Source organism: Pedobacter sp. AC402 (assembly GCF_979252805.1).
This window is the reverse complement of the sequence record NZ_CEEDAI010000011.1, coordinates 1-16,076: the sequence shown is the minus strand read 5'-3', so window position 1 is coordinate 16,076 and position 16,076 is coordinate 1. Positions and strand designations below refer to the sequence as shown.

Annotated in this window: 17 protein-coding genes and 1 pseudogene; all 18 read left to right on the top strand. The window is 36.5% G+C overall.

What is annotated here, in order from left to right:
• Positions 1–906: a peptidylprolyl isomerase gene (locus AC0IWE_RS18640; RefSeq protein ID WP_471794254.1), complete on the top strand. Its 906-nt coding sequence runs from the start codon at positions 1–3 to the stop codon at positions 904–906.
• 151 nt (positions 907–1,057) lie between these two features.
• Positions 1,058–1,574 (top strand): annotated as a pseudogene (locus tag AC0IWE_RS18635) (DUF2480 family protein).
• A gap of 97 nt (positions 1,575–1,671) precedes the next feature.
• On the top strand, positions 1,672–2,445 hold the full coding sequence (locus AC0IWE_RS18630; protein WP_471794253.1) for a DUF3108 domain-containing protein: 774 nt from the start codon (positions 1,672–1,674) through the stop codon (positions 2,443–2,445).
• Between the two features lie 2 nt (positions 2,446–2,447).
• A complete protein-coding gene (locus AC0IWE_RS18625) occupies positions 2,448–3,011 on the top strand; it encodes a DUF3109 family protein (protein ID WP_057930843.1) in 564 nt (187 codons plus the stop codon).
• Positions 3,012–3,390: 379 nt separating this feature from the next.
• The gene (gene rfbB / locus AC0IWE_RS18620) at positions 3,391–4,443 is read left to right on the top strand and encodes a dTDP-glucose 4,6-dehydratase (protein WP_471794252.1); all 1,053 of its coding nucleotides are present in this window, start codon (positions 3,391–3,393) and stop codon (positions 4,441–4,443) included.
• Positions 4,443–4,991, top strand: coding sequence for a dTDP-4-dehydrorhamnose 3,5-epimerase (rfbC, locus tag AC0IWE_RS18615; protein ID WP_471794251.1), 549 nt, complete (start codon positions 4,443–4,445; stop codon positions 4,989–4,991). The genes rfbB and rfbC overlap by 1 nt, the downstream gene beginning before the upstream one ends.
• Entirely contained in the window at positions 4,988–5,845 is an 858-nt protein-coding gene (gene rfbD / locus AC0IWE_RS18610) for a dTDP-4-dehydrorhamnose reductase (protein ID WP_471794250.1), read from the top strand. The genes rfbC and rfbD overlap by 4 nt, the downstream gene beginning before the upstream one ends.
• 72 nt (positions 5,846–5,917) lie before the next feature.
• A complete protein-coding gene (rfbA, locus tag AC0IWE_RS18605; protein ID WP_471794249.1) occupies positions 5,918–6,778 on the top strand; it encodes a glucose-1-phosphate thymidylyltransferase RfbA in 861 nt (286 codons plus the stop codon).
• Positions 6,779–7,158: 380 nt separating this feature from the next.
• Entirely contained in the window at positions 7,159–8,436 is a 1,278-nt protein-coding gene (locus tag AC0IWE_RS18600; RefSeq protein ID WP_471794248.1) for a nucleotide sugar dehydrogenase, read from the top strand.
• A gap of 445 nt (positions 8,437–8,881) precedes the next feature.
• Positions 8,882–9,130, top strand: a complete 249-nt coding sequence (locus tag AC0IWE_RS18595) for a CpsB/CapC family capsule biosynthesis tyrosine phosphatase (RefSeq protein WP_471794247.1) — start codon at positions 8,882–8,884, stop codon at positions 9,128–9,130.
• Positions 9,127–9,609 carry a CpsB/CapC family capsule biosynthesis tyrosine phosphatase gene (locus AC0IWE_RS18590; RefSeq protein ID WP_471794246.1) on the top strand — a complete coding sequence of 161 codons (483 nt, stop codon included), beginning with the start codon at positions 9,127–9,129 and terminating at the stop codon, positions 9,607–9,609. Before AC0IWE_RS18595 ends, AC0IWE_RS18590 begins: the two co-directional genes overlap by 4 nt.
• 175 nt (positions 9,610–9,784) lie before the next feature.
• Positions 9,785–10,354, top strand: coding sequence for a polysaccharide biosynthesis/export family protein (locus tag AC0IWE_RS18585; protein ID WP_471794245.1), 570 nt, complete (start codon positions 9,785–9,787; stop codon positions 10,352–10,354).
• 259 nt (positions 10,355–10,613) lie between these two features.
• Positions 10,614–11,699, top strand: coding sequence for a GumC family protein (locus AC0IWE_RS18580; protein WP_471794244.1), 1,086 nt, complete (start codon positions 10,614–10,616; stop codon positions 11,697–11,699).
• The gene (locus AC0IWE_RS18575) at positions 11,681–12,754 is read left to right on the top strand and encodes a polysaccharide biosynthesis tyrosine autokinase (protein WP_471794243.1); all 1,074 of its coding nucleotides are present in this window, start codon (positions 11,681–11,683) and stop codon (positions 12,752–12,754) included. Before AC0IWE_RS18580 ends, AC0IWE_RS18575 begins: the two co-directional genes overlap by 19 nt.
• Positions 12,755–12,986: 232 nt before the next feature.
• Positions 12,987–14,078 (top strand): GDP-mannose 4,6-dehydratase, encoded by a 1,092-nt coding sequence (gmd, locus tag AC0IWE_RS18570; protein WP_471794242.1) that lies wholly within the window; start codon positions 12,987–12,989, stop codon positions 14,076–14,078.
• A gap of 173 nt (positions 14,079–14,251) precedes the next feature.
• Complete coding sequence (locus tag AC0IWE_RS18565; RefSeq protein ID WP_471794241.1) at positions 14,252–15,085, top strand: GDP-L-fucose synthase family protein; 834 nt, start codon at positions 14,252–14,254, stop codon at positions 15,083–15,085.
• A gap of 431 nt (positions 15,086–15,516) precedes the next feature.
• Entirely contained in the window at positions 15,517–15,852 is a 336-nt protein-coding gene (locus tag AC0IWE_RS18560) for an HAD family hydrolase (protein ID WP_471794240.1), read from the top strand.
• Positions 15,849–16,076 (top strand): hypothetical protein (locus AC0IWE_RS18555; protein WP_471794239.1); only part of this gene is annotated, 228 nt, incomplete at its 3' end. The genes AC0IWE_RS18560 and AC0IWE_RS18555, both read left to right, overlap by 4 nt.

Genomic DNA, 16,076 nt, shown 5'->3' with positions numbered 1-16,076 from the left:
TTGGCTGACTCTTTAAAAGGATTAATTTTAAAAGGAGGCAACTTTGCTGAACTGGCTAAAAACTATAGTGTTGACGGTTCGAAAGATAAAGGTGGTGAATTGCCAACTTTTGCACGTGGTGCGATGGTACCTGAATTCGAAAATGCTGCATTTGATGGTAAAGCAGGAGATATTAAAGTGGTAAAATCCCAGTTCGGATACCATATCCTTAAAATCGAAAAACAGATCGGTTCATCTAAAGTGGCTAAGTTGGCTTATGTAGAAAAAGCATTGGCAGCGAGTAGCAAAACTCAGGCAGCGGCTTATAAAGCAGCAAGCAGTTTCTTAACAGATGTAAAAGGTAATGATTTTAGCAAATTTGCTGCACAAAAAGGATTGAAAGTTGCAGTTGCTGATAAGGTTGCTCCAACTCAAGGCTTTGCTGCAGGACTGGATAACCCACGTAAATTGATCCAGGATGCTTATGCTGCTGAAAAAGGTGATGTTTTGCCAGAAATTTATACCATGAGCAATGCTTACGTAGTTGCCCGTTTAACTTCAATCAGTCCAAAAGGCATTTTAGCTTTAGATGATGTGAAAAAAGAAATCGAGCCAATGGTGATCAATGCTGTTAAAGCAAAATTATTAAAAGAAAAACTGGCGAATGCTGGTAAAGCAAGTTTAGATCAAATTGCATCAAAAATAGCGCGTCCGGTTAATCCAGTTCAAAATGTTGTGTTTGCTAACCCTGTAATTCCGGGTGTGGCACAAGAAAATGCATTGGTGGGAAGTGTTTTTGGTTCTCAACCAGGTAAAGTATCAGCCCTGTGCAAGGTGAGCGTGGTGTTTATGTATTTTCTGTTGATGGATTTACAAATCCTGCACCAATTGCAAATATGTTCAAGCAAAAAGAAAGCATGTTGTTAAGTTTAGGCCAGCGTTCATTAGGATCTGCTTTCCAGGCTTTACAAGAAAATGCGAAGATAAAAGACAATCGTGTGAAATTCTATTAATTAGAAATTCCGTAATTTTGTAACCGTTCCGATGATCAGTCGGAACGGTTTTTTTATTTAAGGCCATGGAAATTCAGGAAAACATTATTAATAAGGTAGCCAATAGCGGTTTGATCACTTTAAACCTTGAAGATTTTTATCATAAAGGCGAGCGGGTATTATATGATATCGTAGATAATCTTTTTCATGGCTTAATGCTGAGAGAGAAAGATTTCAGGGAATTTATCAAAAATCACGACTGGACACAATACGAAGGAAAGAATGTAGCCATTACCTGCTCTGCAGATGCGATAGTTCCTACCTGGGCATATATGTTACTGGCCAACCGATTACAACCCTATGCCAATGAAGTGGTATTTGGGGATTTAAATACCCTGGAGGCTGTATTATTTGCCAAAGCGCTTGGCAAAATTAATCCACAGGATTATGCAAATGAGCGTGTGGTGGTAAAAGGATGCGGGGATATTGATGTTCCGGTTTCTGCTTATGTGGAGGTTACCAATCTGCTTACCCCGGTGGTAAAGAGCATTATGTTCGGTGAGCCCTGCCTCTACTGTTCCGGTATATAAGCGAAAAGATTAAATTTTGGTTTGCTTTTTGTATATCTTCATTGGTGAAAGAATTTGACCAGTTGTATAAGACCGTTCTTTCATCGACACACACAAATGGATACAAAAGCATGAAGAAAGCAATAATCACCCTTACGATAAGTTTGTTTAGCCTTTTCGCAACAGCGCAGGAACTTCCACTGAAAAAGGAAGCCGTATTTCAGGAGGGAGAAGTTCTTCAATATAAATTAAGGTACGGATTTATTACAGCGGCGGAAGCTACGATTAAGGTAGCCAACTCAGATTTAAAATTTGATAATAAGCCTACCTATAAACTTTCCGTTGATGCACAGACCTCAGGCACTTTCGATGTGTTTTACAAAATAAGGGACCATTATGATTCCTATATTGATAAAACAGATTTGTTGCCGTATTTTTATCAGGAGAATATTCGCGAAGCCAGTTATAATCGGCAGGATAAGGCCAGGTTTAACCAGGATGCTAAAAAAGTGGTTTCCAACAGAGGAACATTTACCACGCCAACGACGCAAACTTTTGACCTAGTTTCTGCTTATTATTTTGCCCGGAGCCTTGATATCGGTAAAATCAAAACAGGTGACAAGTTTAAGCTGAACTACTTTTTAGGAGATGAGATTTCAGCATTGGAAGTGGAGTATGTCGGGAAAGAAACCATTAAGAGTAAATTGGGAAATATCCGTTGTTTAAAGTTTAGCCCCTCAATTAAGCCGGGTAGAATATTCAAAAAAGACAGTAGGTTATATCTTTGGGTTACGGATGACGGAAACCGTGTGCCTGTAAAGGCACAGGTAGAGATATTGGTTGGTGCAGTAACCATGGAATTAAAATCGGCCAGTGGGCTGAAATATGCTTTAGCAAAAGAATAATGATGATAGAAGTTGAACAGGTGCTGGTGCACGAGGATGTATTGAAAGAGAACTTTGTTTGTAATTTAAGCAAATGTAAAGGAATCTGTTGTGTGGAGGGTGATTCTGGTGCGCCATTGGATAACGATGAAAAGGCTGTTCTTGAAGAGATTTATCCTAAAATTAAACACTTGCTGAATGAAAAAGGCATAAAGGCGATTGAAGAGCAGGGTGTGTATGTGGTAGATGAAGACGGCGACCTTACTACTCCTTGTGTAGATAAAAATAAAGAATGTGCTTATGTACTTTTTGAAGGCGGCATTACCAAATGTGCGATTGAAAAAGCATATGAGCAAGGAATTGTAGATTGGCAAAAGCCGATTTCGTGCCATTTATATCCCATCCGGATTACCAAATACCCGGAATTTGATGTGTTAAATTACGACCGCTGGCATATTTGCCATGATGCCTGTACTTTCGGCCGTGAGCTTAAGGTTCCTGTGTACAGCTTTTTAAAAGGACCACTTATCCGTAAGTATGGAGAAGAGTGGTATAAAGAGCTGGAAAGCTCGGTAGCTGCGATGTAAATCTAGTTTGTTTATTAAAAATTATGATTGCAGAGGTTTCTTCGTGAATTTGTAGTTAAAAAGTTATATTCAAGTTCACCTTAGTTAAAATACTTTAAGGCTTCTTGCTTTAAACTTCTCCATAATTTATTTATTGTGGCATGGAAACTGTATCATGTGCTGAAAAGGCATTAACTATATTGTATCTACGCTTCATCTATACTTCAGCTACGCATATCTATCGGATGAGTTGGATTATCTATTTATATCAGACAGGACTTAGTTAAATGCAATAATTGCTTATCTCTTAATTCATTTAGATTTAAGGCAATGCCGAAATTAAGTTGTTTTTTGTGGAAATGTACCTTACTTTAGCAGAATTGAAAATCATTTAATAACTGTGAAAAAAATCTTAATCACTGGTGGTGCGGGCTTTATTGGCTCTCATGTTGTCCGCCGTTTTGTAAATAACTATCCTCAATATGAGATTGTTAATTTAGACAAACTTACTTATGCAGGTAATCTTGCTAATTTAACCGACATTGAAAATAAACCAAATTACAGATTTGTAAAAGAAGATATTACGGATGCTACGGCGATGTTTGATCTGTTTAAAACAGAAAACTTCGATGCAGTTATTCACCTGGCCGCAGAGAGCCACGTAGACCGTTCTATTTCTGACCCCACTGCTTTCGTGATTACCAATGTTATTGGCACCGTTAATTTATTAAATGCGGCCCGCGAATATTGGAAAGGTGATTACGACAAAAAACGTTTTTACCATGTAAGTACTGATGAGGTTTATGGCGCGTTAGGCGAAGAAGGTATGTTTACTGAAACTACCGCTTATGATCCGCATAGCCCGTATTCTGCATCAAAGGCAAGTTCTGACCATTTTGTACGGGCGTATCATGATACTTACGGTATGGATTGTGTGATTTCGAACTGTTCAAACAATTATGGTTCTCATCATTTCCCTGAGAAACTGATTCCGCTAGCCATTAACAATATTAAAAATAACAAACCAGTACCCGTTTATGGTAAAGGTGAAAACGTTCGCGATTGGTTATGGGTTGAAGACCATGCCCGTGCAATTGATGTGATTTTTCACAATTCAAAAACTGGCGATACTTATAATATTGGCGGCCACAACGAGTGGAAAAATATCGATCTGATCAACTTGCTTTGTACCATTATGGACGAGAAATTGGGGCGTGAAGCGGGTGAATCGGGTAAGCTGATTACTTATGTAACCGACCGTGCTGGGCATGATTTACGCTATGCCATTGATTCGAGCAAGTTACAAAATCAGCTTGACTGGGTGCCAAGCTTACAGTTTGAAGAAGGATTGGCCAAAACGGTAGACTGGTATTTACAAAATGAAGACTGGTTAAACAATGTTACTTCGGGTAACTATCAATCGTATTACGAACAACAGTACAGCAGTAAATAATGGAAATTGAACAAACAGGGTTAAAAGACTGCCTGATTATTAAGCCAAGGGTTTTTGAAGACCCGAGAGGCTATTTTTTTGAGAGTTTTAATCAAAATAGCTTCGAGGAAAAAACAGGTTTATCCGGGCGGTTTGTTCAGGATAATCAATCTTATTCTTCTTATGGTGTTATCCGCGGTTTACATGCCCAAACCGGAGAATTTGCACAGGCTAAACTAGTGCGTGTAACCAAGGGTGAGGTATTGGATGTTGCTGTAGATGTACGCCCAAGTTCTCCAACTTATGGCAAACACGTTGCCGTGCGTTTAAGTGCTGAAAACAAATTGCAGTTGTACATTCCTAGAGGTTTTGTACACGGCTTTTCTGTATTGAGTGAAACCGCAGAGTTTTTATATAAATGCGATAATTTTTTTAATAAAGCTTCGGAAACAGGGGTGATTTATAATGATGCGGATTTAAATATCGATTGGTTAATCCCTGAAGAAGACCAGGCTATATCTGATAAAGACCTTCTTTTGAAACCTTTTTCAGCTTTACAGCATATATGAGTAAAATATTAGTAATTGGTGCCGGCGGACAGTTGGGCCAATGTTTAAAAACGGTTGCTGAAAGAAGAGGTATCACGGAAATTGTTTTTCCCGCAGAACAGGATGCCAATATTTTAGATGAAAGCGGATTGAACAAGCTTTTAGCGGCAGAAAAACCTGGTTTTGTAATTAATTGTGCGGCTTATACCGCTGTTGATAAAGCAGAGGATGAAACTGAGCTGGCTAAAGCCATTAATGAAACCGGTGCTGCTTACCTGGCTTCCGCCTGTTTGGCCAATGGAGCAGCTTTGGTTCATGTATCAACCGATTTCGTTTTTGAAGGCAATAGTGTTAAGTTGCTAAAGGAAGATGATGAAGCAAAACCGATCAACGTTTATGGGTTAACCAAATTGGATGGTGAGCTGGCCGTAGCCGCTAAACTGCCCAATCATTTTATTATCCGTACGAGTTGGTTGTATTCTGAATATGCCAACAACTTTGTTAAAACGATGTTAAAACTTGGTGCTGATCGTGATGAGCTGAATGTTATTGCTGATCAGGTGGGTACCCCTACTTATGCTATCGACCTGGCAAATGCTATTTTCGCTATTATCGATTCTTCATCAACTGCTTATGGTGTTTACCATTATAGTAATGAAGGCGTAACCTCATGGTTTGATTTTGCAAAGGCTACTTTTGATATCAGCGAAACTGTGGTTAAGGTTAACCCTATCCCTGGATCTGATTACCCAACCAAAGCGATCCGACCAGCATTTTCGGTGATGGATAAAAGCAAAATCAAAGCAACATTTAATATCGAAATTCCTTACTGGAGAGATAGCTTAGTGGAGTGTATAAAACAAATTAATAAATAGAAGTAATACAGATGTTGAGATAGAGCCATTCATCTCAAATCTATTGTCTCACATCTCAAATCTAATACTAATATGAAAGGTATAATCTTAGCTGGCGGCAGCGGAACACGTTTGCATCCCTTAACGCTTGCCTGTAGTAAACAGATGATGCCGGTTTATGATAAACCGATGATTTATTATCCCCTATCAACCTTAATGTTGGCAGGGATTAAAGAAATCCTGATTATTTCTACCCCACACGATCTCCCTAATTTTGAGAAGTTGTTGGGTGACGGGGCAAGTTTGGGCTGTAAATTTAGTTATGCTGTACAGGCAGAACCAAACGGTTTAGCACAAGCTTTCGTTATTGGGGAAGAATTTATCGGCAAGGATAAAGTGGCCCTGGTATTGGGCGATAATATTTTTCATGGTGACGGAATGGCTAAATTGCTACAAGCCAGTTCTGATCCGGATGGTGGTGTAGTATTTGCCTATCAGGTAGCCGACCCTGAACGTTACGGTGTGGTTGAGTTTGATGCGGATAAAAATGCTATTTCAATTGAAGAAAAACCAGTTGAGCCAAAATCTGATTATGCGGTGCCTGGGTTGTATTTTTATGATAATGAAGTTGTTGAAATTGCAAAAAACATTAAACCTTCTCCACGTGGAGAATACGAGATTACTGATGTAAACCGTGTGTATTTAGAACGCAATAAACTAAAGGTTGGCGTGTTGAGCCGGGGTACTGCCTGGTTGGATACAGGTACTTTTACTTCTTTAATGCAAGCTGGACAGTTTGTTCAGATTATTGAAGAAAGACAAGGGTTGAAAATCGGTTGTATTGAAGAAATTGCCTACCGCATGGGCTTTATTGATGCAGCACAACTTAAGGCTATTGCTACCCCACTGGTTAAAAGCGGTTATGGCAGTTACCTGCTAAAACAGATTAAGTAAAAGGTTAATATCGTTTAATAACGCATTAAATTAAATCTCCGGTTGATACGATGGTATTGGCTGGAGATTTTTTTTGCATTTTATACTCAAAGCTGATTACTAATTGTAATGCATGAACTTTAAGATTCACGCCTGCGCGGGAATTACAAACCTTATAGTAGAATTATGAATAAGTAATATTACAAATTACCACATCCTATTCAATCTTCAGTCTTGCTATATAAGAGAAATCAGTGCATTTAAGCATTGTGTTGTTCTAATCTGTTTGATATTAGTTTTTTGTCTGTAAGCTTTATGGTTTACGATTTCTAGAATTGAATCAGGTACAATTAAAGCTTTTACTGATTTATCTTATCTTTGGCCAATTACCGAAAGAAAAAATGACTACACAAAAGCAGATTGCCATTATTGGCTTGGGTTATGTTGGCTTACCCCTGGCTATCGAATTTGCTAAAAAATACGATGTTATTGGTTTTGACACCAATGAAAATCGGGTTGCTGAGTTAAATAATTTACAAGACCGCACAAATGAAGCCGACCTGGAAGATCTAGGACATGTAGTTGCTGCATCTACACCAGGTTTAACATTAAGTGCCAATATAGCCGACCTGGCTAAGTGCGCAATTTATATCGTTACAGTTCCTACTCCTATCGATCATCTTAAACGGCCAGATTTGCAACCTTTGCTTGCGGCCAGTAAAATGTTGGGTATTGTACTTAAGCCTGGCGATATTGTCATTTATGAATCTACTGTTTATCCAGGTTGTACTGAGGAAGATTGCGTTCCTGTTTTAGAGAAAATATCGGGTTTAAAATATAACATCGATTTTTTCTGTGGTTATTCACCAGAAAGGATTAATCCGGGCGATAAAGTTAATACGCTAACTAAAATCAAAAAAGTTACCTCTGGCTCTACTCCTGCAATTGCTGTTGAAATTGATCAACTTTATGCTTCTATTATTACCGCTGGCACGCATTTGGCCCCAAGCATTAAAGTTGCTGAAGCCTCAAAAGCGATAGAAAATGCACAGCGTGATGTGAATATTTCTTTTGTAAACGAACTGGCCTTAATTTTCGACCGGATGGAGATTGATACGGCTGATGTATTGGCTGCTGCTGCTACCAAGTGGAATTTTTTAAACTATAAACCTGGTTTGGTTGGGGGGCATTGCATTGGTGTTGATCCTTATTACCTGGCGCATAAATCGGAAGCTTTGGGTTATAAACCTGAGGCGATTTTATCGGGGCGAAGGGTTAATGACAATATGGGGATGTTTGTAGCCAATAAGGTAATTAAAATGCTGGTTTCAAGAGATAAAGTTATTAATGGTACCAGTGCGCTCATCCTTGGTTTTGCTTTTAAAGAAAATTGTCCAGATACGCGCAATACCCGGGTAATTGATATTTATAAAGAGCTAAAATCATTTAGTATGGAGGTTGATGTATATGACCCCTGGGCCAATGCAAATGAGGTGAAAGCAGATTATAATATCGATCTGATCGAAAGCCGTGAATTTAAAAATTATGATGTGGTCATTTTAGCGGTGGCGCACAAACAGTTCTTAGAACTGGATTATGCGGGATTTAAGGATAATGGGACTGTTATTTTTGATACAAAATCTTTTATAAATAGAGATTTGGTAGATGCTAGGCTGTGAAATGACTTGTGATAATAGGTACTATCATTAATTACGATATGCGAAGTGAGTATAATTGATACCTTGATAGCATTTTATGTCGCAGAAGATCAATCAGATTGTAATAAGCTACGAATTTTATATTGTTAAAGACCTGTATTATCTATGTTTGCATCTTATTATCAATCGATTATCCTCTTAGGAATACGTAATCTTTTGGCTTAAGTTATTACATAAGAAATTAATCAAAAAAAGGGATCTACTTTTTGACTGATTTCCTCGACTCTTTAATGCGAAATTAATATCTTTACTTTTAATTTGAAGTTATAAGTACATATTGCAATAATAAAATTAGCTTATTATAGTTTATATATAAAAATAGATGATCATAATGATATTTTTTTGGTAGGGTGGTCAAAGTAAATTATAAGCTATAAACTTTACCTTTATCCCATTTCTCTAAAATATGTTAAGTTTTTTTACAAAAAAAAATAAAGTAACCGATATTTCTTGGCTAGGTGTTGACATTCATTCGCACATCTTACCGGGCATTGACGATGGTTCTCCGGATTTAACTACTTCTGTACGTATCGTTAAAAGCCTACAGGAATTAGGATTCGATCAATTATTCGCAACACCACATATTTACAAAGAACTTTATCCGAATACTCCTAGACAATTAAAAGTGCAAAAGATTTGCTCCAAACTGAAATGAAGCATCAGAATATATCTTTAACTTTGGGGGCTGCTGCCGAATACATGATTGACCAGGATTTCTCTCTCGAAAAACCGCTGTGTACTTTAGATGGCAAGCATGTACTGATCGAGATGTCGTACCTGAATGAAAGCCCCGGGATCAGCCAGACGGTTTTTGATATTGAAATCAAAGGTTATAAACCCATTCTTGCCCACCCGGAGCGTTATACATTTTATTTTAAAGACAAAACCAGGTTACGAAGATTTAAAGAGAAAGGTTGTCTTCTGCAGCTTAATCTGCTATCAGTTTTAGGTTATTATGGTAAAGAAGTAAAGGCATTAGCCGACGCATTGTTGAAAGAAGATATGTATGATCTGGCCGGTACAGATTTGCACCATGATAAGCATCTGAATACGCTGACTCAAGCGGTGCAATCGGGGAAGCTGTATGATTTGATTGGTAATTATGAATTTAGAAATAAGGAAATCTTTAACTAGAGAATGACTTAAGTGCTTTATAAAAAGGTTAATAAAAGTTTAGTTTTATCCGAAGCGAAAAAATAATACCAAGCACGAGTATATCTCTCAATCTAAGACACAGATATTACAATTAAATGATTAAGTTTGTAACCTGTCTGTTTTGTAAAATACATTTCGAGGCAGTATGAATACTATGAATAAACAATATAACGTGATTAAGACGCTAAGCATCGGTTTTACCTTGTTTATCGTTGCACTGAGCACTTCCTGTGTAAGTAATAAAAAAATAGCCTATTTTCAGGATATTCAAACAGTTAATCAGGCAAAATTAGAAAATGCTGCAACTTTTGTCGAACCGCAGATTCAACCCGATGATATATTAAGTATCAACATTTTCACGTTAAACCCTCAAAGCGGTGCAGTCGTTAATCAAGCTGCAAATACGCCTGCATTAGGAGGTAACACAAATAATAGCTTAGCTACTCAAAGTACAGGTTTCTTAGTCGATAAAAATGGAGAAATTGAATTGTCTTTGATAGGAAAAATAAAGGTTGCTGGATTAACAACTTATCAAGCTCGTGAGTTGATTAAGGATAAAGTGAGTATTTACTACAAGGAACCAAATGTTCAGTTGCGGTTTGCAAACTTTAAAGTGAGTGTTTTGGGGGAAGTGAATGCCCCCTCGGCTTACACTTTACCAAATGAAAAAGTGACCATCCTGGATGCTTCTAAGTTTAGCCGGCGATTTAACTATTTATGGTAAGCGTGAAAACGTGATGGTAATCAGAGACAATGACGGAAAAAAGGAATTCGCTAGGTTGGATTTGAATTCGTCTAATATTTTCAACAGTCCATTTTACTATTTGAAGCAAAATGATGTGATTTATGTTGAACCTAATAAAAAGAAGGTCGCGGCAACAAATTCTGCACAAATCCAAACGATCAGCGTAATAGCTTCCGTACTATCAGTTCTGGTTGTTGCTATCACAAGTTTTAAATAATAAGTTGCTTTTAAATTTTATATGAACATTTTGCAAGAAGGTTTAAAAAATAATAAAGAAGAAGATAATATTGATCTGAAGGGTATTTTCGATAAAATATTAGATAAGTGGATTTGGTTTGTTTTTAGTTTAATAGCAGGAATTTTAATAGCCTTTTTCTATATAAAATTTACCCCACCACTTTATCAAGTTACTGCAAAGGTACTGGTTAATGACAATGGTAAAAGTGGGGGCGTCGCTAAACAAGCAGGCGCGCTGATGGATTTTGGCGGTTTAATAGCTGGAAGTAATTCTGTCGATAATGAGGCAGAAATCTTAAAGACAAGATTTCTGATGGAACAAGTTGTTCGGCAGATGCAACTCAATATTGTTTACAGCAAAAAAGACAGTTGGGTTCGGAGTGAAATTTATGAATCTCCGTTGAAGCTGACTATCATTAAGGCTATTGATACAATTAGGCCAACGAGTTTAAGAATTGAGGGTTATTCAAAGAATAAGATAAAAGTCATTTGCAAGGATTTTGAAGCAGAAGTAAACTTCAACCAAACTTTCAAAGTTCCGAACATAGGATTAATAATGCTTTCTATTGATCCTGCCTTACAAAGTTTACCCAAAGGTGAATTTACTATTGACGTTTCTTCAATCGATCAAAGGGTGGCTGCTTTGATGGGACAATTGAACGTCGGAGTATCAAATAAGCAGGCAACCATTATTGACTTGGGTTTATCTTATTCAGTTCCTAAAAAAGGTGAAGATATACTAAATTCAATTATAAACAGATATATTAAATCTAATTTAGAGGACAAAAATATAATTGCCGATAGTACTACGAAATTTATCCAAAACAGGCTTAGTATTATTGCCAGGGAACTGGGGGATGTAGAAAATAAAGTTCAATCTTTTAAACAAGGTAATAAATTAGCAGATATGTCTGAACAAGGTAAGTTGCTTGTGCAGAATTCGGGTGAATTTACTACAGAGTTAGCTAAGGCTGAAACGCAGGTAACTGTTTTGAATGATTTGGAAAACTATTTAAAAGATGAGACTAAAAATAAGAGGGTATTCCCGAGTTCCCTTTACCTTCAGACATGGTTTTTTCAGGCTTGATGAACCAGTATAATGCGCTTTTGATTGAGAGAGATAAACAATTGTTAAGTGTTACAGAAGAAAGTCCATTTATACAAAATATTGATAATCAAATAGCCGGTTTACGCAGGGGGATTTTGGCGAATATTCAATCAACAAAAAATAGCTTTGTAGTAACTAGGAATAAATTGAGGACACAGGTCAATCAAAATATAAATCAGATAGCTGGTGTCCCTCAGATTGAAAAAGATTATTTAAAATTGGCTAGAAACCAGCAGATTAAGCAAGAACTGTATATCTTTTTAATGCAAAAAGCAGAGGAGACTGCCATTTCTAAAACATCTAATATATCAATTGCTAAAACTATAGATCCTCCAAAGGCTCAGGTTGCTCCGATTAGTCCAAAGAAAAATATTATTTATTTAGCAGGGATTCTGATCGGTTTAATTGTTCCTACTTGTTTTGTTTTTGTTGCTGACTTATTTAATACCGCAGTCTCTTCGAAAGAAGATATAAGTAATAATACGGTTGTACCAATCATTGGTGAGATCAGCCATAATATGGAGGGCGATAATCTGATTGTTGCAAATAAGGGTAGATCTGCAATTTCGGAGCAATTCCGGGCATTACGGACAAATTTGTCGTTTTATCTTAAGAATAGTGACGAGAAGGTAATCTTGCTTACATCCAGTATGAGTGGAGAAGGGAAATCTTTCACGGCAATAAACTTAGGAAATATCTTAGCATTAGCTGGGAAAAGAGTTCTATTAATGGAGTTGGATTTAAGAAAACCAGGTTTATCTGCAAAACTAGGTGTGTCCAACGATATTGGCTTCAGTAATTATACTATAGATGCATCATTAAGGGCTGAAAATATAATAAAGCCTTTATCGATTAACAAAAATATGTTTATAATATCTTCTGGTCCGTTACCTCCTAATCCCGCAGAGACTTTGATGTCTGGTAGAGTACCACAATTGGTTAGTGATTTAAAGGATCAATTCGATTATATTATAATGGATGCACCACCCATTGGAATTATTGCTGATGCGCAGCTCTTCATCTGTGTATGCTGATGTCACCCTGTACTTAGTTAGGCAAAAGGTCACTCAAAAAAATCAGCTAACTATCGTCGAAGAACTCTACCGAAGTGGGAAGATGAAAAATTTAGGAATAATTGTAAATGATATCATTAGCAAATACTATGGTTATGGATATGGATACGGAAACTATGGTCAAGAAAAGGATGAGAGCATCTTAAACAATATAAAAAATACTTTTAAAAAACGAGGATAAAATAGCAAAAAAATGAAAGTAGCATTAATTACAGGTATCACAGGCCAAGATGGATCTTATTTAGCTGAATTATTATTAGAAAAAGGTTACATAGTGCATGGGATTAAAAGAAGAAGCTCTCTTTTTAACACGGATCGCATCGATCATTTGTATCAAGATCCTCATGATAAAAATGTTAGATTCAAATTGCATTATGGAGATCTTTCTGATTCGACAAATTTAATCAGAATTGTGCAGGAGGTTCAACCAGACGAAATTTACAATTTGGGCGCTATGAGCCATGTTAAAGTTAGTTTTGATTCTCCAGAATATGTAGCCAATGTTGATGGCATTGGAACATTAAGAATTTTAGAGGCAGTAAGAATACTAGGTTTAGAAAAAAAGACTAGAATTTATCAGGCCTCAACTTCTGAATTATATGGTGGTTTAGCAGAAAATAAGAATGAAAAAGGCTTTTATGATGAAAGTTCACCTTTCTATCCACGTTCTCCATACGGTGTAGCTAAAATTTATGGTTTTTGGATAACTAAGAATTATCGTGAGGCTTACGGAATGTTTGCTTGTAATGGAATTTTGTTCAATCATGAGAGTCCTCTTCGTGGTGAAACTTTCGTTACCCGTAAAATTACAAGGGCAGTTGCTAAGATAGCTCAAGGCTTACAGTCTAAATTATATTTGGGTAATTTAGAAGCAGAACGCGATTGGGGACATGCTAAAGATTATGTAGAAGCCATGTGGCGAATTTTACAGCAAGATGAACCTGAAGATTTTGTAATTGCAACGGGAGTAACTACTCGTGTTCGTGAGTTTGTTCGAATGGCTTTTTCCGAAGTTGGGATAGCACTAGAATTTAAGGGATCAGGGGTAGAAGAAAAAGGTTTTGTAGTGAATTGCTCAAACCCTGAATTTCAGATTGCTGTAGGCACTGAGGTTGTTGGTGTCGACCCTGGTTATTTCCGCCCAACAGAAGTGGACGTATTAATTGGTGATCCAACTAAGTCTAAGACTAAATTAGGATGGGTGCCTAAATATGATTTGGCAGCTTTAGTAAAGGAAATGGTTGCAGCAGACGTGGATCATTTCAGAAAAAGAAGCTTTGCTTAAATCTCACGGTTATGTCATTAAAAATCAATACGAATAAATGTTAGATTTACATTTACAGCATAAAAGCGATAAAATTTATATTGCTGGACATAATGGTATGGTGGGGTCTGCAATTTGGCGAACACTTTTAGCTAAAGGATATACGAATTTGATTGAGAGCGTCTAGCGATAAGTTGGATTTAAGAAATCAAGTAGCTGTTAAAGAGTATTTGCTTCAGGAACAACCAGACGTAATTATAGATGCTGCTGCAAAAGTTGGAGGAATTTTAGCCAATAATGATTATCCATATCAGTTTATTATGGAAAATATGCAAATCCAAAATAATCTTATTGATTCGGCAATGCAAACTGGAGTAGAGAAATTTATTTTCTTGGGAAGTTCTTGTATTTATCCAAAATTAGCATCACAACCTTTGAAAGAAGAATGTTTGCTTACTGGAGATTTGGAACCAACAAATGAATGGTATGCTATTGCAAAAATCACGGGTGTTAAAGCTTGTCAAGCCATTCGAAAACAATTTGGAAAAGATTATGTGAGTTTAATGCCAACTAATTTATACGGGACATACGATAATTTCGATTTGAACACTTCTCATGTATTGCCAGCGATGGTACGAAAATTCCATATTGCAAAAGAAAATAATCATGAATCAGTTACGCTTTGGGGAAGTGGAACACCTATGCGTGAGTTTTTATTTGTAGACGATATGGCAGAGGCAGTTGTTTTTGCTCTAGAAAATAAACTTCCAGATTATTTGTATAATGTAGGAACAGGAGTAGATTTAACCATAAAAGAATTGGCAGAAACAATCCAAAAAATCACAGGACACCAAGGTGAGATTATTTGGGACGCTACAAAACCTGATGGAACACCAAGAAAGTTAATGGATGTAACCAAAATGCATAATTTAGGTTGGAAACACCAGGTTGATTTAGAAGAAGGTATTCAGAAAACTTACCACTGGTTCTTGGAAAATGTAGATAAAATTAAAGAAGTAAAGATGTAATTTGTATCAGGCCATTTTGCCATTGCTTAAAGAGCGTTTTTTTGGGAAAGACCTAAAGGAATTTGGGTATTGGGGGGATCAAGGCTTATGGCGTTGTTGTTTTTGACTGAAAGGAAATCGTTTAAGCAGTTACAGATTTAAGTTAAAGTTTAAAATAGAATTTTCTGGTTGACCTCCATCCTAAAGGGAGTTGAAAATTTAAGTTTCAGACAATAGAATTACATTTTTTTGTTAAAGACTATGAATTTGAAGTGCTTTTAAAGCAAATAATAAATTTTTCATAGAATTTGGTTTGTTTATAGGTGTGTATTTTGGATTAATTAAAATATTGACAGAAAAAAGATTGGATATTTTAAAATAAATTAAAAAAATGAAAAGATTGATAGTAGATTTAGATGATACCATTTCAATAACGGTAAGAGGGAGATTATGTGAACAGTGTTCCTATTCAAGCTCTTTCATCGATGTCTTGCATCCAGTGCAAAGCCCAAGGATTTGAAATTGCTATCAATTCCAGTCGTAATATGCGTACTTATGAATCTAATGTGGGCAAAATAAATGTTTATACCTTGCCCAATATAGTAGAATGGTTGGGAAAATATAATGTGCCTTTTGACGAGGTTTATATTGGCAAGCCTTGGTGTGGTTTTGAGGGTTTTTATATTGATGACAAGTCGATTCGACCATCAGAATTCATAAATATGGGTTATGAGGAAATTATTGCCATGTTGAAAAAAGAAAAAGAATTCATTCATTCATTGGTATGATTTTAATAACTTCTGCGGCATATATTTCTCCAGAACTCGTCACTGAGTTTGGAAAATTGCCGCCATGTATGTTGCCTTTGCAAAATAGACGTTTGTTTCAGCATCAGTTGGAATTATTTAGTAATCGAGAACAAATTGTTATTTCCCTGCCACATAATTTTGTTTTGACAGAAAGAGATAGATTATTGTTTCAAGAAAATAATATTTTAATAGTAAAGGTTATG